Origin of the sequence: Denitromonas ohlonensis (assembly GCF_007625205.1) — a bacterium.
GTDB lineage: Bacteria > Pseudomonadota > Gammaproteobacteria > Burkholderiales > Rhodocyclaceae > Nitrogeniibacter > Nitrogeniibacter ohlonensis.
Map to the genome: position 1 here is coordinate 193992 of NZ_VMNI01000010.1, position 25401 is coordinate 219392.

Annotated in this window: 20 protein-coding genes and 1 pseudogene; 3 read left to right on the forward strand and 18 right to left on the reverse strand. The window is 63.9% G+C overall.

Annotation, left to right across the window (positions count from 1 at the left end; translation table 11 throughout):
* Positions 1–185 precede the first annotated feature (185 nt).
* Complete coding sequence (locus FHP89_RS11860) at positions 186–1571, reverse strand: sigma-54-dependent transcriptional regulator (RefSeq protein WP_144178842.1); 1386 nt, start codon at positions 1569–1571, stop codon at positions 186–188.
* A gap of 103 nt (positions 1572–1674) precedes the next feature.
* On the opposite strand from FHP89_RS11860, the gene FHP89_RS11865 reads away from it, so the two are divergent.
* On the forward strand, positions 1675–3579 hold the full coding sequence (locus tag FHP89_RS11865) for a sensor histidine kinase (RefSeq protein WP_186300345.1): 1905 nt from the start codon (positions 1675–1677) through the stop codon (positions 3577–3579).
* A 21-nt stretch (positions 3580–3600) separates the two neighbouring features.
* Here the strand turns inward: FHP89_RS11865 and FHP89_RS11870 are convergent, their stop codons facing one another.
* The 17 genes and pseudogenes from FHP89_RS11870 to FHP89_RS21200 all read right to left on the reverse strand — a co-directional run bounded on the left by FHP89_RS11870 (position 3601) and on the right by FHP89_RS21200 (position 22382).
* Positions 3601–5988 carry a PAS domain S-box protein gene (locus FHP89_RS11870; protein ID WP_144178840.1) on the reverse strand — a complete coding sequence of 796 codons (2388 nt, stop codon included), beginning with the start codon at positions 5986–5988 and terminating at the stop codon, positions 3601–3603.
* 497 nt (positions 5989–6485) lie between these two features.
* Positions 6486–7593 (reverse strand): annotated as a pseudogene (locus FHP89_RS21410) (IS1634 family transposase).
* Between the two features lie 145 nt (positions 7594–7738).
* Positions 7739–8488: a TIGR03747 family integrating conjugative element membrane protein gene (locus tag FHP89_RS11890; RefSeq protein WP_144178837.1), complete on the reverse strand. Its 750-nt coding sequence runs from the start codon at positions 8486–8488 to the stop codon at positions 7739–7741.
* Positions 8485–10644: a type IV conjugative transfer system coupling protein TraD gene (traD, locus tag FHP89_RS11895; protein WP_144178836.1), complete on the reverse strand. Its 2160-nt coding sequence runs from the start codon at positions 10642–10644 to the stop codon at positions 8485–8487. The genes FHP89_RS11890 and traD overlap by 4 nt, the downstream gene beginning before the upstream one ends.
* A 1-nt stretch (position 10645) precedes the next feature.
* Positions 10646–11209, reverse strand: coding sequence for an integrating conjugative element protein (locus FHP89_RS11900; protein WP_144178835.1), 564 nt, complete (start codon positions 11207–11209; stop codon positions 10646–10648).
* Complete coding sequence (locus FHP89_RS11905) at positions 11206–11826, reverse strand: transglycosylase SLT domain-containing protein (protein ID WP_144178834.1); 621 nt, start codon at positions 11824–11826, stop codon at positions 11206–11208. Before FHP89_RS11905 ends, FHP89_RS11900 begins: the two co-directional genes overlap by 4 nt.
* Positions 11811–12542 carry a TIGR03759 family integrating conjugative element protein gene (locus tag FHP89_RS11910; protein ID WP_260851581.1) on the reverse strand — a complete coding sequence of 244 codons (732 nt, stop codon included), beginning with the start codon at positions 12540–12542 and terminating at the stop codon, positions 11811–11813. Before FHP89_RS11910 ends, FHP89_RS11905 begins: the two co-directional genes overlap by 16 nt.
* A gap of 10 nt (positions 12543–12552) precedes the next feature.
* Positions 12553–13206, reverse strand: a complete 654-nt coding sequence (locus FHP89_RS11915) for a hypothetical protein (protein ID WP_144178833.1) — start codon at positions 13204–13206, stop codon at positions 12553–12555.
* A complete protein-coding gene (pilL2, locus tag FHP89_RS11920) occupies positions 13203–13775 on the reverse strand; it encodes a PFGI-1 class ICE element type IV pilus protein PilL2 (RefSeq protein ID WP_144178832.1) in 573 nt (190 codons plus the stop codon). The genes FHP89_RS11915 and pilL2 overlap by 4 nt, the downstream gene beginning before the upstream one ends.
* A gap of 448 nt (positions 13776–14223) precedes the next feature.
* Positions 14224–16521, reverse strand: coding sequence for a helicase-related protein (locus FHP89_RS11925; RefSeq protein ID WP_186300344.1), 2298 nt, complete (start codon positions 16519–16521; stop codon positions 14224–14226).
* A 99-nt stretch (positions 16522–16620) separates the two neighbouring features.
* Positions 16621–16926, reverse strand: a complete 306-nt coding sequence (locus FHP89_RS11930; RefSeq protein ID WP_144178830.1) for a hypothetical protein — start codon at positions 16924–16926, stop codon at positions 16621–16623.
* A 102-nt stretch (positions 16927–17028) separates the two neighbouring features.
* Positions 17029–18138, reverse strand: a complete 1110-nt coding sequence (locus FHP89_RS11935; RefSeq protein ID WP_144178829.1) for a DUF6094 domain-containing protein — start codon at positions 18136–18138, stop codon at positions 17029–17031.
* Between the two features lie 67 nt (positions 18139–18205).
* Complete coding sequence (locus FHP89_RS11940; RefSeq protein ID WP_144178828.1) at positions 18206–18862, reverse strand: hypothetical protein; 657 nt, start codon at positions 18860–18862, stop codon at positions 18206–18208.
* A gap of 315 nt (positions 18863–19177) precedes the next feature.
* Entirely contained in the window at positions 19178–20005 is an 828-nt protein-coding gene (locus FHP89_RS11945) for a DUF932 domain-containing protein (protein ID WP_144178827.1), read from the reverse strand.
* Positions 20006–20095: 90 nt separating this feature from the next.
* Positions 20096–20701 (reverse strand): DUF3275 family protein, encoded by a 606-nt coding sequence (locus tag FHP89_RS11950; protein ID WP_144178826.1) that lies wholly within the window; start codon positions 20699–20701, stop codon positions 20096–20098.
* A gap of 56 nt (positions 20702–20757) precedes the next feature.
* A complete protein-coding gene (locus FHP89_RS11955; RefSeq protein WP_144178825.1) occupies positions 20758–21306 on the reverse strand; it encodes an STY4534 family ICE replication protein in 549 nt (182 codons plus the stop codon).
* A 392-nt stretch (positions 21307–21698) separates the two neighbouring features.
* On the reverse strand, positions 21699–22382 hold the full coding sequence (locus FHP89_RS21200; protein ID WP_260851584.1) for a hypothetical protein: 684 nt from the start codon (positions 22380–22382) through the stop codon (positions 21699–21701).
* 118 nt (positions 22383–22500) lie between these two features.
* Between FHP89_RS21200 and FHP89_RS11970 the strand changes: the two genes are divergently transcribed.
* Both FHP89_RS11970 and FHP89_RS11975 read left to right on the forward strand, forming a co-directional pair.
* Complete coding sequence (locus tag FHP89_RS11970; RefSeq protein WP_222105377.1) at positions 22501–24207, forward strand: ATP-dependent nuclease; 1707 nt, start codon at positions 22501–22503, stop codon at positions 24205–24207.
* Positions 24192–25283: a UvrD-helicase domain-containing protein gene (locus tag FHP89_RS11975; protein ID WP_144178823.1), complete on the forward strand. Its 1092-nt coding sequence runs from the start codon at positions 24192–24194 to the stop codon at positions 25281–25283. Before FHP89_RS11970 ends, FHP89_RS11975 begins: the two co-directional genes overlap by 16 nt.
* Positions 25284–25401 lie beyond the last annotated feature (118 nt).

Here is a 25401-nt window from a genome sequence, read left to right on the forward strand (position 1 = left end):
ACCGCCGCCTCCGCGGCGGCCTCATTCAGCTCGCTGGGTCAATTATTTGAGCGAAAGGCGGGTCAATTCTGATGAGCGTTGAGGGCCGATGACAGTGCAGTGCGCCATGAAGGCGCTGGGAGGATTCCAGAGCGTTCTTTCTCAACGATTCGTTAAATAGCTTTGGATCGACTTGAACGTTGCGTTCAATCTTTCTCACTGTCATCTGGGGCAGTTAGATCGAATTCCCGGATTCTGCGCTCCAGCCTTGGCCGGGAAATGCCCAGAATTTGGCACGCCTTACCCTTGTGCCATCTTGTGGAGTTTAGAACGCGGACGATATAGTCACGCTCCAGAATACGTAACGAGACGAATGCCTCCCCCGATGCCCCTGAGGTCCCTTGTGGCGGTTCGACAACTCCTCGTGAATGGCAAACGATTTCAGGATGTAGGTGATCAGTCGTCAAGGTGTCACTCCGCTCCATCACAATGGCCTTCAACAGGACGTTTTCCAGCTGTCGGACGTTTCCGGGCCAGGAGTAGGCTTGGAGGCAGGTCATAGCCTCGCCAGAAACGCGCCGGATGCTCCTCTGCAGATCTCGGTTAGCCTTCTTCAACAGGAATTCGACCAAGAGCGGGATGTCGTTGCGACGCTCCCGCAGGGGGGGCAGATGGATGACCGCCACGTTCAGCCTGTAATACAAGTCCTCGCGAAAGCCGCCGGAGGCCACCCGGTCCTCTAACTTCACATTGGTCGCTGCGACGAAACGGGCCTTGCTCTTCTTGATCTGCGTACTCCCCACGGGGCTGTATTCGCGCTCCTCCAGGATGCGCAGCAGCTTGCCCTGCATGGCTGGGGAGAGTTCCGCAATCTCGTCGAGAAACAGGGTTCCCTCGCCCGCCTGCTCGATCTTCCCTTTGTGGGCGCTCACCGCGCCGGTAAAGGCGCCCCGTTCGTGGCCGAACAACTCGCTCTCCAGCAGGTTTTCAACGAGGGCAGCGCAGTTAACCGCAATGTAGGGCGACTGCCTCTCGTTACTGGCGTCGTGGACTGCTCGCGCGACGAGTTCCTTACCCGTTCCCGATTCCCCCAGAATCATGACCGTGACGCGGCTCTGGGCGACCAAGGCAATGCTCTTGAATACCTCCTTCATGGCGAAGGACTGGCCGACAATCTTGGAGTGCGAAGCTTCCTGTGGACCGAGTGCCAAAGCGGCGCCGGCGGTGCCGCTTTTCCGGGACACGGCCCGTTTGACGGCGGCGTCCAACTCGTCGAGATCGATCGGCTTTGGCACGTAGTCGGTCGCCCCCCCTTGCATGGCCACCACAGTCATCTCCAGATCGTGGAAAGCCGTGATCATGATCACAGGGCATTGCGGGCGGTGCTGTTTGATCTCCCGCAACAGCCACAGGCCGTCCTTCCCCGGCAGCCGGATGTCGGAGACGATGGCATCAATATTGCTGGCAAAGGCAAGGGCGGCACCTTCTTCCGCCGTGCCCGCCGAAGACACCTTGAAACCATGCTGCTGAAAATACACCTTGAGCGTCTGGCGTATCGCCTTGTCGTCGTCGACGATGAGAATATGTGCCATCCTAGGTCCTCCTGGGGGTTGCGGGGCCGCGCCCCCGACTTGTTCGTCTTGCGACCAGCATTATCCACGCCAGCAACCTCGCACGGGGCGCCGCCACGCAGCCATGAAACTTGCTAACCGAATTCTGGCGATAACGTTCCTGATCTCGACCATCGCGATCGTTGGGATTGCCGGTCTGACGCTTGCCGTATCGAACGGGGCGTTGCATGATCTCCTGCGCAAGAGCTTGGACGACAGCGTCGGCCGGGAGGCGCGCAATGTGCAAAACAGTGTCGATATGGTGAAAAGCGATTTGGTCGTGCTGGCGGAAGTGGGCGTTTCTGGAATCCTAGGCGACCATTCTGAGCCGAACCCCGACAGCCTGAAAATGCTTGCGGATCATTTGAACGCCATGATGCGTAAGCGCCCCGCCTATGCGCAAGCCCAGCTAATACTGGGCGGAGCGACCGGCCAGCGCATGGTACTCAGTACCCGGTCGGAAGACGCCGGCCAGGCTACGATCGGTGCGCCCACCGGAGGTCTCAGCTATGAGGCCGTGCTGCGGGAAAAGCAGGGGCTGCGGCCGTGGAGTGCCCAGTTCGGGGCTGCACCGTGGGCCTCGAAGGGCGAGGAGACGGCGGAGGGAAGGAACGTCCTTTACTTCAGCGCCCCCGTGGTGGCACGGGGCGGCGCGACGGTGGGTGCCGTTGCCATAGCAGCGGATTTCGGCCTGATGGTGCGTGAACTCGGCTGGACGAGTGAGGATGTGGCCTACTCTGTGGGTGACCAAACGGGCCGGTATCTCTATCGCTCCCGCCCTCCGCCCGCTGCGGGCGGCGGTGCCAAAGGGAACATGCTCGACGACTTCCACTTGCGTAACGGCTGGGGCAAGTGGTTGGCTCAGGGCGAGCCCCACCTGCAGTGGGAGTTGCGGGACCCGCCGCGAGCTGTCGATCTGCGCCGGGTCGACCTTGTGGACGCGACTTCAGCGTCCCTCCCCGAGATTCTCATCGTGGGCGGAGTGGCTTCGTTCGCGAACGTGGAAATGAAGGCGTCTATGTACCGCACCCAGCTCGTCGTCACGGTGCTGGGAATTGGGACCCTCATGGTGTTGGCGCTAACCTTCGCGATTTTCTGCTTGGTCCGGCCCATTCAAAGGCTGACTACCGTCGTTGACCGCATTGCAGCGGGTGATCAGAACGTCATCGCCCCGACGCAACGGCGGGACGAGATCGGCATCCTGGCGCGGGCCGTGATTCACATGGCCGATCGACTGCGCAAGACGGCAAAAAATTCGGAACAAGCCGCTATGGGGCGCATGGCGAGCATGATCGCCCATGACCTGCGAAATGCCCTGTCATCCGTCAAGATGAATCTGCACATTCTGCAAGCCCACCACCGGAAACAGAACGACGACTGCTTGGATGGCTGCGAAATCGCCCTGGATCAAGTGCACTATATGGAGCACATCCTAAACGACATGCTCGCCTTCGCACGGCCGGGCACCCTGGAGTTGGACTGGGTAGACTTGGGCGAGGCCATCAGCACGGCCTCGGTGTCACTGCTGCCGGACGCTATGCGCAAGTCGATCGACCTACGCAGCAGCAGCGAGCAAAAACTGCCCACGGTCAGAGGCGACCGCAACAAGCTGCTCCAGCTCTTCCAGAACATCCTAGACAATGCCATTCAGGCCGCCCCGGAGGGCGGGCATATCACCATCGAGACGCGCGTCCTGCTGCACGATTCCCAGCCCGCAGTCGAAGTCAAAATCACGGACAACGGGCCCGGTATCGCGCCCGAGATCGCCGGCAAAACGTTCGAGCCCTTTGTCACGACGCGGGCGAGGGGAACGGGGCTCGGCCTAGCCATCGTCCAGCGCATCGTGACGCAGCACCGTGGCCACGTCACGCTGAATTCTAGGCCCTCGGGTGGGGCTGTCGCTACCGTCCTCCTCCCCGTTTCGCCCAACAATGCCGAGCCGGCGGACGGCGCCAGCCTGGACCCTGGGGTGGCCTCCCAGGGTATGTAAGCGGCCTCGCAGCACGGCTCCTTACATGCCGTGCTCACGCTCGGCAACGTCCTCCTTCACCACCAGGAAGTGGGTGATGTGGCCGGCTGCATCGTGGATCGGCAGAATACGCTCGTACTCCCAGAACAGCTCGCCGCTCTTCTTACGGTTGTGCAATTTTCCCGACCACTCACGCCCCGCGGTGATGGTCTCCCAGAGGTCCTGATGCACTTTGCGAGGTGTATCGGCGGAGCTCAGGATGCGGGGATTCTGGCCGAGGAGTTCCTCCTTCGAATAGCCGGTAACCAAGGTAAAGCGGCGGTTGACGTACTCGATGTTGCCGGCGGTGTCCGTGATCATGATGGAATTGGGGCTCTGCTCAACCGCCTGGGAGAGTATGCCAATCTGCTCCTGCAGTTTGATGCGCTCGCGCAGGAGAGCCGCCGCTTCTTTCCGCTCGCCAATGTCACGCGTTAGCGCCAGGATGCACTCGCGGCCGGCGATCTCAGCGCGCCGCACGCTCATTTCCACCCAAAATAGGCTACCGTCGTGGCGTCGGGCCAACCACTCCCATGCGGGCGCTTCACCTTGCTGCGCGCGGGCAAACCATCTCAGGGCGTCCTGTTCGGTGTAGGGTGGGGTATTGGCACTCAGCTCGGCTATCCCTAGGTGGCGCACCTCCTTCCGGCTATATCCGTACATTTGGGTCATCTGGGCGTTGACGTCGAGGATGGCGCCCGTGCCAGCGTCATGCAGGAAGATGGCGTCGCTCACTCCGTCGAAGATGGCCCGGAAGCGCGCCGCGCTCGCGCGCAGTTCACATTCCTGCTGCTTGTGCTCGGTAATGTCCCTGGCAACACCGAATATGCCGATGACTCTGCCCTGTGCGTCGTGCAGCGGCCCTCTGGTGGTAAGGAAGGTTCGGATTCCGCCGATGGTGCGCAGCGTTTCCTCCGAGGTCACCACCTGGCCGGCATTTATGACCTCACGGTCGGAATCCATGAGACGCTCCGCGTCAACCGGTTGAAAGATTGCCGTATCGTCCCTTCTGAGCACTTCCGCGCGGGTCTTGGCCACGACGCGGGAGAATTCGCGATTGGCGAACAAGTAGCGGCCCGCCGCATCTTTTGCGTATATGACATCCGTGGAGCCCTCGGCGATGGCGTCCAGGAGCTCGAGAACCTGCCGTTTTTCCGCCTGTTGGTGGTTCTGGATCTTTGAGAAGTGTAGTTCACCACGCTGGTGAATAAGTCTGATCACGGCCGCTGCGATCATAAGGCACAAGGTCGCCGCTAAGCCAATCCAGAGGGCATCCTTCCTCGCTTGTGCATAAAGTTCGTCCTTATCCAGCTTGGCAACGAGAAACCAGGCGGACCCTTCGATGTGCCTCACCACCCCGAGGACGGGAACCGACCGGTAGTCGACGCCTTCGACCCACGTCTGGTGCTTACCCTCCAGAGCCTGCACAGCAAGCAGTTTCTTCTGGGTCATGGGCATACGCTGCTTGAGCGCCGTGTCTGAACGATGGCGCAGTTCGTTGAGGAAGAGCACCTCGTCGTCTTCGCGGCGGAACAGCAGGGTTTCGGCGCTCGCGCTGGGAACCGGCCAAGACTGAATGAAGGGGAAGAGAAATCGATTCGGATCGACCCGCAAGGCGACGGCCAGACCCGGGGTCCCTTCGGGGGACGGGAGGGGGGCGACGAAGTCGAGATACACCCGAGACGGGTCACGCTGCACGACGTACAGATCCGTGGAAAGCACTTGCCCCGTCTGGATAGCGCGCTGGGAGGTTTCAAGCAGGTTGGGCCCCGGGGGCGGTTCGGCTCCCCCCATGGCAGACACTACAATCCCCTTATCGTCCAGAAGTAGGACGTTCTCGTAGTCGAAGGCATCGCGGTAAGCTACTAGGCGTGCCCTCAGCCGCGCGTGCCCGGCTTCGTCGCCTGACTGGCGCCAAGCCGCGTATAGCTCAAGCAGCGAGGCGTCACTGTGCACGAATTCAGCCGTTTTCCGCTGTTCGCCGAGCCACGCCACAGTCTGATTCGCCTTGAGATCGGCAATAGCCTCGAGCCCTTCTACCTCCTTTCCCTTAAGATTGTTTAACGTATAAACGATGCTAACAAGAGCGAGCAGAATGGTGACGCTGGCCAGCACGACGAAGACAAGAATGAGCGCGCGCCGGCCGGAATAGGAAGTCTCCCCTGCAGGCGGGCGATTCGATTTGCGGACGAGCCAGACCGCAGCGAGATACAGCACGAACCCTGTGGCTAGGACGAAGACAAGCCCTTTCCCAATGCCGATCTGCGTATGGACCATGAAGTCTGGCATGAAGTCCGGCACGAACTCAAGCATCAGATTTTCGGAGAAAACGACCCACCCGACGCCCATCAGCGAAAAAAATGATTGCGAAGTGAACTGCAGGTCTGTCAACTTTCACTACAGCTTACCTCCCGGCATCGATTCGGTGCCCGGTGGCGAGAAGGAGTGTATCGAACAAGGCGCATTCACCAGACAGCTGAGCCTCTTGCAAAACTCGACGGAATTTCGTAAACCCGCCGTATTCAACGCCAGAAGTCATGGCCATACCCCCCTACGCTGAACGACCAAAACAGCCCTGAGGGCGTAGGAATGGCCTTTGTGAGCAACGAACCATTTTCAGGCCACATACCCCAGTTAAAAATACAGCAAAGTTACAGCGGAAACTTAATGCAAACCCTCATAATTGCCTAAAAATCAGGCGATTTTCCTGAAAAATAGTTTTGCAAGAGGCTCAGCTGAGATCCCAATAAGTTTACAAGAGAATCGGCAACGCATGTTACCCATTGCGAGGTGTCGGGAGCCCCGACTTTGACACTTCCAGTTAACACGTGCCGCTGTATCGTCCATGGGGCGCGGCTTCCGGCGATGTGCTAGAAATGGCCGTGTATCTATGTGTGAGTCGCGCTCAGTCGAGCTTGAGGCGGGTTGAGCTTCAGTGATTTCAGTCGGTTAGCCGCTGCCGGCGATGGCTCGGTGACCTGCCAGACGGTGCGGTTGGGGCTGGACAATGGCGCGAGCTGGAGGCGCGTGAGGTCGTCGCGCATGTTGCGCCAGGTATCCTGGCAGTCACGCTCGATCACGCGCTCAAGCAGCGGCGCGAGCTCGGTGATCGCGATATGGGCGTGGATGCGGTGCGGCGCCCAGTGAAACACCGGGTGCATCTTCAGCCCGCTCTTCATTGTGCGCCAATCCTCCTCGACGCGCTGCTGCTGCTTGTAGCCCAGCGCCATGTTTTTGGCGCTGAGCGTGTCGTCGTTGGTATACACGACGAACTTGCCGTCGAAGCGTTCGAGCTCGGCAATCGCTTGACGGTCGATCGCGAGCCCGCGCTTCGTCTCCTTCAGCAGGTGACCCTAGCGGGCGCTCGAGCGCAGCGCGCAGACGCCTTTGCTGTGGCCGTGCTCGCCCCGATCGGCAAGGCTCGCCAGTCGGCCTCCAGTTCCTTGATGTGCTCGTCGCGGTGTGCGCGCTGGCGGCGCGCTTCGTGCGCATTGAAGCACACCGCGTAGCGGCGCCGGTGCTCGCCGTCGCCGACGACCTCCTTGATCTCGAGGTTCTCGGCCAGCTTGCGGTAGCGGCCTGCGCGCGAGAGCACTGCCTCGGTGACCTCGTCGCCGCGGCGGATCGGCATCGCCATCAGTACTTGCCGCCGCCCTTGGCGAGCGCCTGGAAGCTCGCCTGCGCGCGCACCACCGCATCGATACCGAGCCGCCGCCACAACGCTTCGAGTGCATACGCGTCGCCATACGGCCACCCACACACCAGCCGCCAGTCCGGGCAATCGGCGACGATCTCGTCCGGCGAGCAGCGGCGCAGGATGCTCTTGGCAAGACGGCGCAACCGTTCGAGCACCTGTTGATCGTCGGCGTGGCCGCAGTTGTAGACGATAGGCGCCTGCGAGCGCCCCTCCGTTGGGTCCCACACGTTCTCGGCCAGTTGCAGGTATAAGATCTCCCGCCCGTCGGCCCGCTCCTGTTTGCTCTTACGCAGATACATGCCCGCAACAGTAGCGGCATTCGGGGTGAAAAAACAACAATCCATGGATCGAGGCGTTAGGCCGATCATGGCGCTGAAACCCGCGCCGTTGTAGGGGGTAGGTCCGAAATGTGCCTTGGAGCTGTCAAGCTCGGGGCTAACGCGCTTACAGATACTTCTTAAACGTCGCCGCCGCGATGCACACGGCGATGCCGATTATCACGGCGCTGGGCAGCAGGATTAGTAGCGGGCTCACGCTCACCGGCAGTGCCAGGTAAGTCACCCACGGCAGTACGGCCAACGGCAACAGGCTGGCCTTGGCGCGGTGGTAAATGAACCCCGATTCGCGCCCCGCGCCGAAGCGGCGTACATCCCGGCGCACCAAGCCGTCCACCAGCCCGACGAAGGCGGCCATCAGGAACAGCGGCAGGGTCAGGCACAGCACCAGCAACCGCACGAGGAAGACCAGCGTCGTGTAGGCGGCCGCGATCAGGTAGCTCTCCACGTTCACGTAGACCAGGCCGATGTAGTAGAGGAAATCCTTGGTCTGGCGGTGGCTGCCGGCGCTGGCCCGCGCCGAGGCATCGCGTATCCAGTCTAGCAGGCCGCTGTTCACGAACAGCCAGTGGTGGCCCTGATCGACCATCCGGTGCGCGGTGCGTCCCGGCTCCTGCACCAGCGCGCTGCGCGTGAAGTTCTCCGTGAGCTGGTCCAGCTCGTAGTGGAGCATCCCCTGGGCATGACGCCAGCCCTGCTCGGGCCAGAAGAAGTGCATGCCTACGCACTCGATCAAGATGCACAGCAGCAGCGATCCGCACAGCACGCCGAAGAGGCGGAACGGCAGCGTGACCAGGCTGGCGATCAGCCCCTGCTGTCCTTGCTGCTGGCGCTGTGCCGCGACGGCCGGGTCGCTCATGCCCCGGTCTCTTCATCGACGGCCGCCATCCGTTTGAAGTCGTCCAGCAGGTCGGCGGGCAACGCGCGGTCCTGCAGGCCCGGCATGCCCGGGTTGTCCCACCAGTCGCCGGCCTCGACGTAGTGCTGGCGCATGTAGCCGGCCAGCTCCTGCAAGTCTTTGGGCATAGACTCGTCGGGATCGGGCGCCGGCAGCGGCATGCGGACTTTCCAGAGGTTGCCGCCCTCGATCAGCGCGAAGCATTGCCCCTTCGGCAGTGCAACCACATGTGCCGGCTCGATCAGCGGCACGCTGTTGTTGCTGATGCGGTCCTGGGTGTTGGACGTGAAGGCGGTATTGCCGCGCGGGTCGGAACTGTCGGTGGCGCCGCTCATGATCGCGGTAGCATGGACATCGACCTTGGGCAGTTGCCGCGTCAGCAGTTCCGCGGTGGCGGTCTCCCTTACCCTCAACATGAACAGGTTGTTGAAGTTGCCGACCACCTGGCCTGCCTTCGCGCGGTTGCCAATGCGCGCCTCGATGTCCGAGAGCGTTTGCGTGTAGGCCGTCACCTGCACGCCGGCACCGCCGCCCTTGTTGACCATCGGGATGAACTCGTCGCCCATGAGTTCGTTGAACTCGTCCGCGTGGACGTTGATGGGCACCTTCACGCCGGTCGCCGATCCGGGCAGGCCGTCGTCGATGCCGAACTTGTAGATGTGCCCCGCGACCGAAACGAGATCGGAGAACATGGAGTTGCCCACCGCCGCGGCCACCTCGGCATCGGACAACGCATCGAGCCCCACGTAGACCACCGCGCGTTTGCGGATGATCTGCATCCAGTCGAAGATCGGCCGCGGGTCACCCAGGTCCGAATAGTTCGGTGCGAGCAGTTGCGCGATCTTGCCGGTGGTGAGCTTCTCCAGCAGCGGCAGCAGCGAGGCGACGATCTTGTCGAAATACGTCCGGTCGTAACGCACGGCGCTGCGCAGGCCGTCGAGCACCGGGTCGTAGACGCGCACCTGCGACAGGTACTGCTCGAGGGCGATCACGCGCTTCTCGCGCCCGATCATGTTGCGCGGGATGTTCCTGTCGTTGAGCCTGGCTTCGAGCTGGACGATGACCTCCCAGGCCTTCGGCTCGTTCTTGGCGAAGTAGTGCTGGGCGTACTCGATGAACAGCGCATCGATGTTGATGACGTGGCGCTGGATCAGCAGGTAGTCCGGCCGCTGCCCCAACTCGACCAGGGCGCGGGCGATGATATTTACGAAGCGCCAGGCGAACTCGCGGAATGCGGCGCTGTTGCCTTCGCCGGAGAGTTGGCCGGCGATGCGCGTGGCGACTTCCGAGATGCGCCCGAAGCGGCCCACCGCGTTGTAGCGTGCCGAGATGTCCGGCCAGCCCAGGTGGAAGACGTAGAACTCGCCCTCGCGTCCGGCGCGCGTGGCCTCCACGTACATGCGCTTGAGCAGGTCGGCGTCGCCCTTGGGGTCGAAGACGATCACGACCTCGTGCTGGCCGCCCACCTTGCGCCGGATGTCCTGGGTGATGAAGAGTTCGGCCAGGCGCGTCTTGCCCACGCGCGTGGTGCCCAGCACCAGCGAGTGGCCGACCCGCTCGCCCAGCGGCAAGGTGACGTCGACCTCGTGGGGTTCGATGCCATGCAGACGTGGAAGCCCGCCGAGTGGTGGCAACGGACGCACCGGGTTGAGCGCGCTGTCCCAGGCCAGCACGCGCGCCAGCGTCGAGACGGGAAACGGCACGAACTCAAGCCGCTCCTCCAGCCGCCGGGCGGCCCGGTAGATCGCGGTCGGTTCCACGTAGCGGCGGAACTCCGGCCGGTAGGTCTGCATCAGTCGGTGCGTGTGGCGCTGGTCCCAGCGAAAGCCCCGACCGACGAACAGCCGCTGCTGGCTCACCGGCACGTCGCGGCTGGTCATCACGTAGCGCGGCAGGCGGCGGATGTTGCGGCGGTAGCGCAGGATCGCCCAGGCGTCATGCAGCCGGATCGCGCCGAACGCCAGGAAGGCCAGCGCGCTGCCGAACCCGAGCAGCGGGTTCAGCGCGAGCGACCACGGTGCCACCACGCACACCACCGCGGCGCCGGCGCATACCGCCACGGTATAGAGCTCCACCGCTGGCCGCAGCAGAACTTCCACAGCATGCGGCTGCGCCATCTCACTGCTCGATGCCGGTGGACGTGATGAGCACCGGGTAGTGGCGCAGGCCCAGGCGCTGGGCCAGATCGTCGCCCGATGCGGGCGCCAGGGTCAGGCCGGGCGCCAGGCTGCGCAATGCCGCCAGCGCAGCCATCGACTCCACGTTGACCACCAGCCCCACGGCTTGCAGCTCGCGCAGTGCGGCCTGTCGCTGCCGCAGCCAGGTGCGCGAACGCTCGTCGTCGCCGACCAGGAACAGCGGCGTCAGGCCCGGCGCCCGGATGACGCGGCGCGGCACGTCGCCCGGTGACAGGTGCAGCGAGCGCACCGGCAGCATGGTGGCCTCGGCGTCGGCCGGACTGCCCACGCGGGGTGGTGGCATCGGGGCTGGCGGCGTGGCGCGATCCGGCTGCGGATTCAGCGGCTGGTAGTACGGCAGTGCGGAAGCGCCGCCGCGGTCTTCGACGACGATCAGCGGCGCGGCGGCGGTCTGGGCGGACGCCGTCGCGGCGGACAGCAGCCCGATGGCGGCAATGAGGACGGCGGCAATTAGGACGGCGGCAATTAGGACGGTGCGCTTCATGGTGTGGTGGCCAGGTGGGTCGGAACGTAAATGCCGGGGCCGAGCACGCGAGTCAGGTGTCGATGCACGCTGCGCCGATAGCGCGCCGCGGGTTCCCCGCCCGCGGGGCGGTGGTAGCGGCCGATGGCAAGCAGCCAATCCTCGCCGGGGACGTGTTGCTCGCGCAGGATCTCGGCGGCGATGGCGAGGTTGCGGTAGGGGTCCAGCAGCTCGCAGGGCTGCGCATAGCGATGCGCGTGGTAGCCGAGATTGACCTGGCCGAGCCCGGCGTCGATGCGCTTGGCCGGCGTGCGGCCGAGTGCCCGGCGCAGCCCCGTGCAGGCTTCGGCGCGGGTGGCGTAGCGCTGGGGCGTGCCGGCGACGTTGAGCGTCCACGGCCAGGGCACCATGCGTCCGCGCAGCCGGGTGCCGCTCTCCTGCAAAGCCACCGCGTACAGCACCGACGACGGTATGCCGACCCGCTGCGCCTCCAGTTGGTAGGCCGGCGGTGGCACTTCCCGGGCCTGGGTGGCCAGCGCCCAGGGGGCCGTCATGAACAGCAGCGCCGCGGCAGCGCAGCGGTGGGTCAGGCGGCCCGGCCGCCTCGCCCGATGCGGGGTGCTTACTGTCGCTGCCATTGGCCGTTTACCTCGCGCACCACCGCCGGCAGGTCGCCGGGCAGGCCGAGCGCCAGCCAGCGCCCGGCGTCGTGGTTGAGCGTGATCGCGCGGGCGCGCACCTTGGCCGGGTCGATGCCGGCCTGCGTGGCCCACCGCCGGATGCGGGCATCGTCCTGGCGGCTGCCGACCATGTAGAGATCGAAGACCGTGCCCGCAGCCTGGAGCCGCTCGACGACGCGATCGCAGGCGGGGCAGACATCCTTGACGAATACGGCGATGCGTTCGCCGTGTGGCGTAATGGTTGGAACGGTCGCCGTGCCGACACCCGGCAACACAACGCGCTGCCGATCGGGATACAACCGCTGCCAGGCTGCATCGTAGGCGCGCTGGTAGGCCAGCAGCTTCTCGACCCGACGGGCTTCCACCTGGACCTGCAACTCGGCGTAGCGGCGCCGCTCCTCGTCCGAGCGGGCTTCGATACCGAGTGCCGTGAGCGGGTCGATGTTGGGGGAATGCACGCCCAGCGGACCCTGCATCAGTTCCTTGTAGTGCGCCCATTCTTCGCTACCCAGCCCCCAGTCGCGGGCCAACTCCTCGTCGCTGCGGATGATGGCCGCCGGCCGCTCGTGGGTGGGGGCGGTGGCTGACAGGGTGGCGTGCTGGGCGACGGTGACGGGCGCCGCGCCTGCGAGCAGCGCGGCAATCAAGCACGCGGTGACCCTGAAGGAGCTCACGCGGCTTCTCCTACCGTTCGGGAACGATCAGGCGGCGTGTTTCGTCGCCATGTCGGAAGACGGCGGTGCCGCCCTCGATCGCCTCGAGCCGCCAGCCGGCCTCGGCCTCACCGGGCCGCAGCAGGCGGACCTGTTCGAGTGCGGCCGTATTGGTGGGGAGGATCGCCACGAAGCGTTCGCCGGCGCGCAGATCGACGCCGATCACCCGGAATGCAGGTTCGACAGGCCGGGGCTTTACCGGCGTGGGTGCGCGGGGACGGACAGATGCCGAGGGCGTCGGCCGGGCGGTGGCGAGGCGCGCTTCGATCCGCTCGAGGCGGGCCAACAAGGACTGCAGCGCGTCAGTGGTCGGGTGCTCGCCGAGTGCAGCCTCGACCGCGGCAATGCGCTGGTCGAGTGCGCGGCGCTCGGACTCGTAGCGCGTCTGAGGCAGTGCAGTCGGCCGTTGCCGGTGCTGATCGAGCTGCTGCGCGAGATCGTCCAGCCGCCCTTCGAGGACCGCGATCCGCATGGCTGGCGTGCGGTCTTTGGACTCGTCGGCCAGGTTCGAGAGGGCGACGTGGTCGATCACGACCGTGGCGCTGACGAGCAGCACCCAGGTGGCTGCGGCCACGTGCAGCAACTGAAGACGTCGATGTTGTGGTGTGCCCGGAATCGCGGTCATGGCTGCGCCTCCTCGACGAGCGGGAAGGCCTCGGCTGACGTTTCGGCATCTTGGACGGGCGCCGGTAGCGGGGTAACTGGATCGACAGGTGTGATGAGCTGGCTGAAACAGACCCGGCGCGCACCGTCATCTGCGTGCAAATCCCAGGCTGGACCCGCGAGTGTCAACAGCGCGTCGCGCAACACGATCGGCCCGAGTTGGTAGTGGGCTGCCGGCAGCGGGAGGGCGTTCAGTGCATCGGTCTGAGGACCGCTGCAAAGCTGGTAGCCCGAGCGCTGCAACACATGGCGCAGCGCGTCGCCCACCGTCGCGTGCAGGGTCTCCGGCACGGCCACATCGACCACTTGCAGCATCAGGTTCCGCTGGGCCTCGGTGGGCGCGAGTTCGACCAAGGTGTAGCGGCCGTAGCGGACCACCTGGACGTCAGCCGGGGGTGGGGGCACGGATTGAGCGGTGTGCGATGAGGTGGAGGGGGGCGGGGACAGTGTGGTCGCGCAGCCTGCGGTCAGCGCGGCGGCCAGCAACAGGCTATTGCGCGCCGTGCAATGGGACGGTAGGGCGGATTGCATGGATCGGCTCTCGGCGATGTCGAGCCGACACCATCGCCATTCGGAGAGGCCGTATCAGCAAACAAAGGGAATCGCCGCTTTGCCGATTTCACGACGAGCAGGGAGACCGTTGGTCGAAAAAGCGTCACAGCCTTCGGGGGCCGGAACGTCGGGCGGTGGCGGACTTATCGAGCGCGTTATCCACAGTTTCTGTGGATAAACGAGGGCATGGGCTGCCGGCTGATTCGGTTGCGTTCGACGCCTGCCTGGGCGATGGACGAGTTCGAAACGGGGGAGGGCCGTCTGACGACGATACCCCGGCTCAGGCGGGCCTTCTGCGGGCGGTTGTCACCGTGGGGCGATATCCACCCGTTCCCGCAACGCCTTGCTGGAGCTGGCGAGGCGCGTGTCGACGATAGGGGAGAAGAAAATGCCGACGACCCGATGGGCCGCCGGCAGCGTCAGTAAATCAAGCCGCGACCAGTTGTCTGGCCAGCGCGACCTCGACGGAGTCACCGTCCTGGTTGAGCACATCCAACCCGGACTCCGGCACGTCACCCGACGTGCTCTGCGACACCATGATCTTCCTGGCCATCAACCCCAGGCAGGTCATCTGCGAGGAGTTCGCGTAGCCGAGGTAGATCACGCGCACCGGTTGCTTCTGGCCGATGCGCCACGAGCGCCGCGCGGCCTGCTGCAACGAATACACGTTGTAACCCGACTGCATGAACACGATGGTCGGGAATTCCAGCAGGTCCAGGCCGGTTTTGACCAGCTCCGGGTTGGTGATGAGTACGTCGATGCCACGGTCCAACTGCTCGGCGATCCAGTCCTCGCGGCGCGCGGCATCCACGCTTGCGCGCAGCACCGCCACCTTGAAGCCTTCCTGCTCCAGCAGCACCTTCAAACGCGACGTGGTATCGCGCGTGCCGGTGTAGACCGAATAGACCAGGGTCTTGCGACCTTCCGCCTTCTCCTGCTTGCAGATCTCGATCAACTCGCGCTCCTTGGGCATCACCTCCAGCTCGTTGAACTGCGCCGGGACGAACGCCAGGGTTTGGCGCGTGCGCGGATGTACCACCGTTTCCGAGCGGAAGCAGCAGTCCGGCCAGGCCAGCAGCACGTTGAGGACGACCCCGAGCAGCGTCGTGTCGCGCCTCGCCAGGGCCTGCTTCAGCGCCTGGGTCAGCAGACCCGCCAGATCGCGGTAGGCCGCGGCCTGCGCCTCGTCCATCGCGACTTCGCGGAACGCCTCGTCGTAGGGCGGCAGCACGTTGCCACCGATGTCCTTCAACTTGAGGAAGACCGTGAACGGCAGCACGCAACGCAGCACGCCCTTGGGACCAAAGCCCGGCGCCTTGACCGTGCGCACCGATACCTTGGTGCCCTTGGCCGTCTTGTGTGCCGTGCCGGTGCTCTCGGAATAGATGTCCTTGAGCACGCCGTGGTCGCGCATGAACGCCATTGCGGCCGACGTCATGCTGCCGCTCTTGGTCGGCCGGTAGCCGTCTTCGATCATCCGGCCAGGCAGGGCGCGGAACAGCAGGTGGAACAGGTCGTCGCCGTAGCCACCCATCAGCGTGCCGGTGAGCAGCAGCGTCTTGCGCGATTTGGCCGCCAACACTCCCATGGCTTGGCCCTGGGCGGAGCCGCCATTCTTGTACTCGTGCGCCTCGTCGGCGATGAGCAGGTCGAACGTGCCCTGGGGCAGGTAGCGCTTGATGAATTCGGACGGCTGGTAGCCGCCCTCGCCGAAGCCGAACTCCATGTTGGCCATCGCGCGCTCCATGCGGTGCGCCTGGCGGTCCGAGAAGACCAGCTCGCCGCGGTGGTCCATCAGGTTGATGAACTCGTGGATGTTGTCCCCGAGCATCGACGCGACGAACGCGTCGCCGAATTTTTGCATCAACTTCTGCGCGGTGACTTCGCCGATGGTCGGGATACGCTTCAGGGCTTTGAGCACGGCCGAGGACTGGTCACTGGCGGACAGGCCTCGGGGACGGATCAGCGTCCACAGCGGTGCGGCGCAATGGCTGCACTTCCTGCGGGACTCTTCGGCTTCCAGCGCCACCGGGTTCGCCGGCTCGCCGTCGAGGTCGGTGATGACATGGCCGCAGTCCGGGCACGCCGCCACGTCGCCGTGGCGGGTGCCGAGGTGGACGTGGTGGCGGGTGAAGACGGGCTTCCAGTGAAAACCCATCCGCATCCGCACGCGGCCCAGGACGAAGAACTCCTGGCTGTGTGCTGGCACGCGCAACTGCTCGCGCAGCTTCAGCAGCTTGACCAGCGTGTCCGGGCCGTTGAGCACCCAGACCTTGGCGCCGGCCACCGTCTCCTGGATTTCCCGCCGCCACTTGTAGACCAGGTGGGGTGGCGAGAGCACCAGGGTGCGGCGGTAGCCTTCGGCGTTGAGCACGGCGGCCGTGGCGATGCCCACCGTCGTCTTGCCGCAGCCCATCTCGCCATTGACGATCGCAGCACGTTCGCCGCGATCGGCCAGCAACTCGGTGACGGCATGGACCACATCGGCTTGCGCCTGGAACAACTTCCGCTTGAGGCCCGCGAGGACGATCTGGCGCTGCGCCCGCGGCAGGCCAATGTAGACCGGCGGGTTGGCACGGTTGAGCGAATCGAGCAGCTCGTCGCCGAACTCGGTGACGAAGTCCTGCAGGCTCAGCGTGAGAGGGGAAGCGGCCGCTTCGAGCAGGTCGCCCTGGACGGGCGTGCCTTCGGCGGCGGTGGGAACAGTTGCAAGATCGAGGGACATGGTGATGCTCCAAAGCGATGGGGCATGCACCTCCCCCGTGGGGCGATGGCATGCCCCGGGGTGGGAAGAAGAGAACGGCGCCAGGCCGTCGGATGCGGATCAGTATTCGCTGGGCAGCAGCAGCGTGGTGACGCTGCGATCCCATTCGGTGATGATCCAGAGCTTCAGGTCGGGCGTGACCTGGTAGGACGAGAACAGACGATCCTCACCGGACTTGAGCGCGGCGTCGTTCAGTTGCCGATCGTCGTCGCTCAGGTCGCCCCAGTCGCCATGAAGATGGCGGCGTAGGTACGGTGACGGATTGAGCAGGCCCTGGCGGACCAGCGCATCGACGCCGGCGGTCATGACCACCTGCCCTGACGGAAAGCGTGGCTGTGAAGCGAGGTTGAGGACTGCGTGTGCCATGGTGGTTTCTCCTTCGGAAGAAAATGAGGCCACGGCACCCCATCGGGGTAACGAGACCCCGGTGGGTGGATGAAAGCGACGGCGAACCGTCGGGAACAACAATCAGCGGATGGTCAGCACCTCGCCCCGTGTCGGAGAGCCTGGCGTCATGTCCCAGGCGCGGATGACCGGCACGAACTTGTCGGTGAGGATGCGCGTCTCGGCAACGGAGCCGTCGTCGCGTTCGGTGTATTCCGTCTGGAGCGTCTTCTCCTTGTGGGTATCACCTTTGACGACGAGCACACGCCCGGTCCTGGACCTCACCACGCCGGAGATCGCGCCCGCGGCCAGTGCCAGGGCGAGATGCCAGTGCGACAAGGCCCGCGCCGGTGGCCGCAGTGACTGCTGTGCGGCGCCCAGGTGCGTGTCGAGCGCCGGCCAGAGCCCTTGCAGCCGACCGACCTCGTCGGCGAACTGCTCGGGTTCCATCGTCACGCGGTAGAAATGCTCCGGCTCGGCCGGGCTGGCTGGGACCACGTAAGGCAGGAACGGCCATTCCAGCGGCAGTTCCTCGGCTTGCGTCTCGCCCTGCCCGATCTGCAGCAGCAGACCGCGCGTGGCCTTGACCGAATCCGATGCCTGGTCTTGTTGGCGAACCCGGCGACCGAAGATCACCACCTGTTTGAACTGCATCTCCACCGCACGGTAGATACGCAGGTCGGCGAAGTGGCGCGTCAGCCATCCGACCAGCTCGGCATCAAGCACGTAGGACGGCACGATGAAGATCAACACCCCGCCGTACTGCAGCAGCGGCAGCGTGCGCTGGTAGAACAGCTTCTCCAGCCGGGCGCGACCCTGGCCTTGGTAGCCGATGTTCCCATTGACGTCCTTGCTCAGGTCGCCATAGGGTGGGTTGAGCCACAGCAGGCCAAAGGTCTGGCGTGAGATCAGCGTATCCATCAGATCGCCGTGAATGCAGCGATCGACGAGTCTGCGCGCGTGGGCCGCCCGCTCGGCGTCGTACTCGACGGCGAACGCCTTGACCCGCTCGCGCCCGAGGGCGTTGGCGGCTTCGGCGATCGCCACGCCTTCGCCGGCGCAGGGATCGAGGATGCACATCGGCCCGTCGGCGGGCGCCAGTGCGGCGAGTGCCCTTTCGAGCGTGGGTTCGTCCGTGGGGAAGTACCCGTTCTTGACGAAATTGCGGGCGAGCCGCGGGAACATGAGTGCCATAGAAATCTCCTGAGCATGTCGATGGAAGGAAGCGGACATGCGCGGATGCATGTCCGGTACGAAGACCTCACGCCACCGCTTCGAGCGGCAGGTCGGAAGTGATCGGATGCCCGGAAGCGTCCGTGGTGAGCACATTGCTGCGAATCAGGCTACCCAACGCCTGGGTCAGCGCCGGCACGTCAATGGCGAGCCGATGGCCTTCCAATGGCCCGAGGGCAAACGGAAGACGGGTCAGCATCGACCGCGCCAACAACAGCTCCAGCACGACGTCGCGCCAGTGATCGAGCAGCGGCAGCGGGCAGGTGTCCCGCACCAGCAACCACAGCCGGTCGAGCCGGTGATTGGAGTCGCGCGGCAGAAGCGCCAACGCGCTGGCGTTGGCCTTGTCGGGCTTCACAGCACGACGGTCGAATAGCCAGAGATTGACGAGCGACCCGAACAGCGTGCGGCGGTAGGCGCGGGTGATGCGCTTCTCCAGGTTCTCGACGTTGCCGACGAAGACTGGAACCGAACCGCCTTGTTCTGTGATGAGATGGAACTGTTCCAGTCCCTGCTCGTCGCGCCCAAGGGTCAGGCGGGCAAGAAACTCCTGGACGGCGGTGTCGCGCGCCCAGACGGACAGGAAGACCAGATTGCCGTGTTCGTCACCGACGCAGCCGTCGGCCATGAGATCGGGGCATTCGTCGATGCGGTACGGCGTTTTGGAAGAATGGGTGGCAGGCATGGTGTTGTCCTCGAGGAAATCGGAGGCAGCACCGCCCGCCGGGGCAGTTGCTGCCCCAAGGGGTGGAAGAAAGCGCCGGGAACGGCTTGGCGAAGAGAGAGACCCGTGCATCGCAACGCACCGTAGCCTTGAAGGTCTGGGCTACCTGGGCATGTTGTCGGCAACGCCGACGGACATGGAGCCTAGTCTGCTTCAACTGGCAGACGAACGTGAGCAACAAAGCGCAGCCGGCACCTTCCCCGTTTGCTGGGCACTTCGGCCGCCCGCCAAAGAAAAAGCGGACCATGCCGCGATGGGCACGATCCGCTTGGGATGTCAGGCTTTCAACTGACGCAGGCCGTCCGCGAGCAGCCAGAGCGCACGGTTAAGCCGGACGTTCTGGTCGATGCCCTGGACGGGACGGGTGCGCTGCTGTCGCCCGTTGGCGCTGCGGCCACTCAGACCGCCTTTGACGAGGTTCTCCTGGACCCGATTGAACGTGGACCACAAGTCCTCGTGGTTGTCGTCGAAACGACGGGGACGCAGGATCTGGCTCTCCGTGATCGGCAGGGTCTTGCCAGGTTCGTCGTACTTGAGGACCAAGGCCGATCTGGCGAAGACCTCGGCCTCGCCGTCGTCGAGCGTGATGGCACGCATGGCGTCGCGCGAGTCCTGCACTTGCTCGAACCCATGCAGCACCTCGTAGGCGCCCTCGATCACGTGATCGGTGACGTTGCCCTTGTGAGGCACGCGCACGTCGGCGAACGTGTCGCCGCACACCAGACCATTCTGACAGACGAAGCGGAACATGCCCGCCAGCATCTGGTAGCTGCTGGTGCCATCGTGCGAATTGAGCAGGATGATCTCGTTGGCCTCGGCGCCGTTGATCTGACTTGCGTGGCGAAGACGCAGCATATGCTTGGTGTAGTCGCGGCGGTCCTCCTGGCGCACGCGGGTCTGGCACACCATGAATGGCAGGAAGCCTTCCTTGCGCAGTTCGGTCAGTACGGCCGCCGTGGGGATGTAGCTGTACCGCTCGGATCGGCTTTCGTGCGGGGTGTCCGCGAAGATGGAGGGTGCGACGGTGCGAATCTGGTCATCCGATAGTGGATGGCTCGACCGCAGCACCGGGGAGCGATAAGCGAAGCGGGATGCGAGTTGCATTACGATCTCCTTGGAAAAGAGACCGGAGTCCCGCCCCACCGGGGAGGAACCCCGGCGGGTGGTGGAACGCCGCTGGCGCGGCGGTTGGAATCAGGCCTTGGCGAGATGCCAGTCCTGGGATAGCGGAGCGAACTCGTAGCCCAGCACACCGAGACGGTCGCGCTGCTGACGCAGGACGCGGCGATCGACGGTGGCGTCGAGCTTCACGACATCGCCCAGCGGCCAGAGTGCGCCGAACAGGGCAGCATCGTCGGCCGAAGCCTTAGATGCCGCTGCGGCCGGCTCACTTCCGAACGGCGTGGTGTCGACCAGGGGATCGCGCGAGGAACGTGACTTCGACTTGGCCGTGGCCTTCGTCGTGTCCGGCGCGGGCGCCTGCGTTTCCTCGTCGATCGGATCGACTTCCTGCGGACTCAGCCGGCGGGCTTCGTCGCGGCTCAGGGCATCGATGTTGGACAGCGTCATTCCGCCCAGGAGGGCGCGGATCTCGATGACCATGCGGCCGTTGGCGCTGTACGTGGAGGGACGGATCTCGGCGATGATGAAATCGCCCTCGTACTTGCCTTCGGTGTACTGGTCGAGCTCGGCGTTCTTCACGACGAACTCGCCGATGGAGGTCGCGAGACGGCCGACGTTGAAGTCGCCGTTGCGACCGTGGATGGTCTTGATGGCCAGTTGGCCGGGGACGGTGATCATGAGGGTCTCCTGCTGACGATGAGAAGACAAGGCCCCAGGGAACGGGGCCTTGTGGATCAGAACGACTCGGCTACGGCCAATGCGGGAGCATCGGCAAAGTCGTCGTCAGCAGCATCCACGGCGGGCTTGGAAGGTGCCGGAGCTTGCTGCGCGGTGAGTACGTCGGTCGTCACTGGGACTTCTGGAGTGCGCTCGTCGGTCTCGGTCGGCTTGGGCTCTGCCTTGTAGACGAGCTTGCCGTCGACCTTGATCCAACTGACGAACAGCAGGCGTGCCTTGAGGCTCACACCTTGCTCGCCGGCACGCTTCCCCTTGGAGTAGGTGAAGGTGTCGGTCCACAGGTCGCCCAGACGGAACCCGATCATCACTTTCTTCTCCGCCTCGACGGCATCGATGCAGCGACGAACCAGGTGCTGCGCTTCTGAGCCCGATACGCGCGTGTCGAAACGCACGTACGAGACGTCATCGCTGGGACCGTTCAGGGCTGCGATGTCGCAGGCCAGGAAGGCATCGCCTTTCTTGGGTTTCACTTCGCGGATGCGATTGAGGTAGCCGAGGCCGGTGATGTGCAGATCGAAGTAGGACTTGTCGGTGGAAGTGGTCATGGTGAATCTCCTGAAGAACAAAGAGGCGGAGACACACCCGACCCAGGCGGGGAAGGTGTGGAACCCCCGCGTGGGTTGATGGAGCAGCTTCGTGGCATCACCATCGGGAGCCGATGGGCGTTCGCGCATGGATGCCGGTGCGAACTGGGATGATCAACGCGGCCGGAACCGCGTCGTAGCCTTGAGGATCGCGGCCACCTGGGCATGCTGCTGACGGGAGTCAGCGGAACATGGCATCAGCCTGTCATTCCTCGGCGTGACGGGCGAGAGGAAATCAGCATCGAAGTCCGCCCCGATTCGTCCCTCCATGGCTCTCTTGGAAAAGCGAGGGCTGATGTCGATATCATGCTGTTTTTGATGGGATTTCGGGTGGCCCGTAGGAAGCCCTCCTTCTATCGTGAGGTTCCCACTTCTGGAGAACTCTGATGACTGCCGAAAAACCCCCGACAAGAGACTCTCGCCCCTCTCGATCCTCTTCGGGTCTGTTCCTCCCAACGGGCGTGTGGACGAAAGACCGCCTGATGGTCGAACAGGAAAAGCAACGCCTTCTTCCATGGCGAACCATACTGAATGACTTGATGAACCAGGCGCACGACACCGAAAGTGCCTGCACTTGGTACCTGATGGCCGAGGCAACCCTGGCTCAGATTGATCGGGATCTCGATGACCTCTACGAATGGTTGGAGGCGATCGAGCGCGGCGACGCCGTCTGTGAGAAACCAGAACGGTGAAGCGAAATCGGCGCCTTGGTGGCGACGCGCACAGGTGCGGCTGGTTTCCTCAGTCGCCGCAGAAGCAAGAGATCGGTTCTTCGGCAGGGTCGAACAGGTCGCGCTGGTTGGCTGCGAAGCGCGCCAGGTCGGCGTAGCTCGGGCCATCGGGCGAATCCACCAGACCGCGGCCTCGGGCCGGGCGTTGATGAGCGTCAGGCGCTGCCCCCTGGGTTTGAGGAAGCACAGGTCGCAGTTGCCTTCGAGCGTACGGCCGTTGACGGTCAGCAGTTCCAGATCGAAGGGCTGCGCCTGCCAGAAGGCTGCAACATCGCGCACGGTCACACCGGCCTCGGCCAGCGGCATGCACATAGTCTCGCTCACCGATTCGGTGGAATGGCCGCGCGCCCGCATCTGCATTTCGGCGATTTACTCACTAGGTTTCATGCAGAATAGATGCTCTACAAGCATCGACTTCTGCTGCATGGCGGTCAATGCCGCCGGAACATCCTCGACCGGATTCGCTGCTCTGCAGCAGAATGTCGGACGCACCACGTTTGAGTGCGCTGGAGACCTCGTGATAAAGAAGATTCGTGTCCGCGGATACCGCATCCATCGCGACCTGACGATCTACCCGAACCGCAAGCTCAACCTCATCGTCGGCGCCAACGAGTCCGGTAAGTCGACGCTCATGGAGGCCATCGTTCTCGCACTGACGGGACGCATCAACGGGCGAAGCGCCGCCGAAGAGCTCAATCCCCACTGGTTCAACGCGGGCGTGGTGGCCGACTTCATCACAAAGAGGGCGCGTGGCGAACCCCAACGGTTGCCGGAAATCGACATCGAGGTGTTCCTCGAAGACGCCCCGGAATTGCAGGAGCTGTGCGGGGCCCATAACTCGGACACGCCCACCAACGCGTGTCCAGGCGTTCGGATTCGTTGCATTCCCAATCCCGACTATTCCGCCGAGCTGCAAGCGTGGGCGAAGGCGCCCTCGCGGCTCTTGCCGGTCGAGTATTACTGCGTCGAGTGGACGACGTTCGCGGACGCCCGGCTGACTATGCGCCCGCGAGTGCTGGCGACCGCGGTCATTGACGCGCGCACCGTTCGAAGCACTAGTGGCGTCGACTATCACCTGCGCCAGATCTTGGGTAGTCAGCTCGAACCCCAGGAGCGAGCTAACATTTCCCGCCAATACCGCGAATCCAAGGCGGCATTGTCAGATTCTGCGTTCAAGAACGTGAATGAGCGCATCGGCAAGCTTCATGCGCTGCTGCATGAGCAGCCGATTGCCCTAGCGATGGATCAGACCGCGCGCACGTCTTGGGAGGAGTCGGTGGCCCCCCACGTCGATGGCGTTCCGTTCACGATGGCCGGGCAAGGACAGCAGTCTGCGATCAAGATCGCACTGGCGATGAACAAGCATGCGGGCCGAGCCAAGTTCGTCATGATCGAGGAGCCCGAGAACCACCTGAGCCACACCAGCCTGACGAGACTCCTGCACAGGATGGAAGCGCTGGCCAGCGACGACCAGCAACTCTTCATCACCACTCACAGCTCGAGCGTGCTGAATCGGCTCGGACTTGAGGCCTTGCAGTTCCTCGGCCCCACCGCTCCCGTGAAACTCAACGAGTTGGATCCGGAGACGGTGAGCTACTTCAAGAAGCTGCCGGGATTCGACACCCTGCGCATCGTTCTGGCCGACAGTATTGTTCTCGTCGAGGGCCCCTCCGATGAAATCGTCTTCGAGCGGGTGTTCACGGACCTTTATGGAAAGCGGCCCATGGCGTGCGGGATCGATGTCCTGAGCATGCGGGGCCTGTCGCTGGCCCGGGGGCTCGAGTTGTGCGGGCGCTTGGGCAAGAAGGTCGCAGCACTTCGCGACAACGACGGCATCGAACCGGACGAGCTTCGAAAGCCGCTGGCGCAGTGGCTCAAGCCTGGCTCCCGTGAAGTCTTCATTGGCGAAGTGGCTCATGGCAGGACGCTCGAGCCGCAGATGATTCATCACTGCGGCGAGGCGCACCTGCGGACGATCCTCGGAATCACGGACAAGGCGGACGTCGAGACGTGGATGTCGCGCGAGGGGGAAGACCGAGGCTGCCCTGCGCATCGCGAGTTCGTCGGAGCGGTTCACGCCTCCGGCATACATGCTCCACGCCGCGCAGTTCATCCATGGCTAAGCGGGTGACCCTGGCGGTCGCAGGCTCTCGCAAGACCCAAGGCATCGTCGAGCACTGCGCGAGATTGCCGCGTGAGCGGCGCGTCCTTGCCCTGACCTACACGCAGAAGAACCAGTGCGAGCTTCAGGAACGCCTTGCCCGCTACGCTGGCGACCATCTGAACATCGAAGTGCTCGGCTGGTTCACGTTCCTCCTGCGGCATTTCGCGAAACCCTTCCTGCCATTTAAGTTTCCGGGCGAGCGTGTGCTGGGCTTCAACTTTGAAGGCATGCCATCCCGAATGGCAACCGGCAAGGCCCGCTTTGTCGACAAGAGCGGCGCGGTCTACAGGAGCGAACTCGGACGTCTGGCGTTCGAGCTGATCGCGGCGAGCCAGGGCGCTCTGATCAGCAGGCTTGAAGGCATCTACGATGAGATCCTGATCGACGAGGTGCAGGACCTCAGCGCCTACGATTTGGACATCGTCGATGCCCTCCTGGGCTCGGCCGTCGACCTCTGGATGGTCGGTGATATCCGCCAAGCGGTGCTCTCCACCAATGGTCGCAGCGCGAAGAACAAGAAGTACGCCTACGCTGAGGCGATCAACTGGTTCAGGAGTCGTGAGAAGAAGGGGCTCCTGGCGATAGAGGAGAGCGCGGTCACTTGGCGGTGTCACCCGAAGATCGCGGCGTTCTCGGACATCATCTTTGACCCGTCCTGGGCCTTTCCGAGCACCGTCTCCAAAAATGACCGCACGACGGGTCATGACGGCGTACTTCTTGTCTGCAGCGAGCACGTCCATGCTTACGTGGCGCAATATGGCCCCCAGAGTTTGCGTCACTCGGTTGCCTCGGCGAAGAATCTGGCCCTGGATTTCATGAACTTCAAGGTTTCCAAGGGCGCGACGTTTCCCCGCGTACTGATTGCCCCGACGTCCACCATCACGAACTTCGTTCGAGGCGGCGTCAGCATGGATGCCATCGCTGCTTCAAGCTTCTATGTGGCGGTCACGCGGGCACAACAGAGTGTCGCAATCGTGCTCGATGACCCAGGTATGTCGCGCTTGCCATATTGGAAGCCGGCGGCGGATCTAGAGCGGGACTAGACATGGTCGGCGCTCATCCGATTGCAGCGAGAGTCCGCTTCCAGCTTCGGCCGGACATTGATCGGGATTCGGCGAACTTCCGCTCCTGGCCGGATTGAGACAACCCCAGGACCCGAGA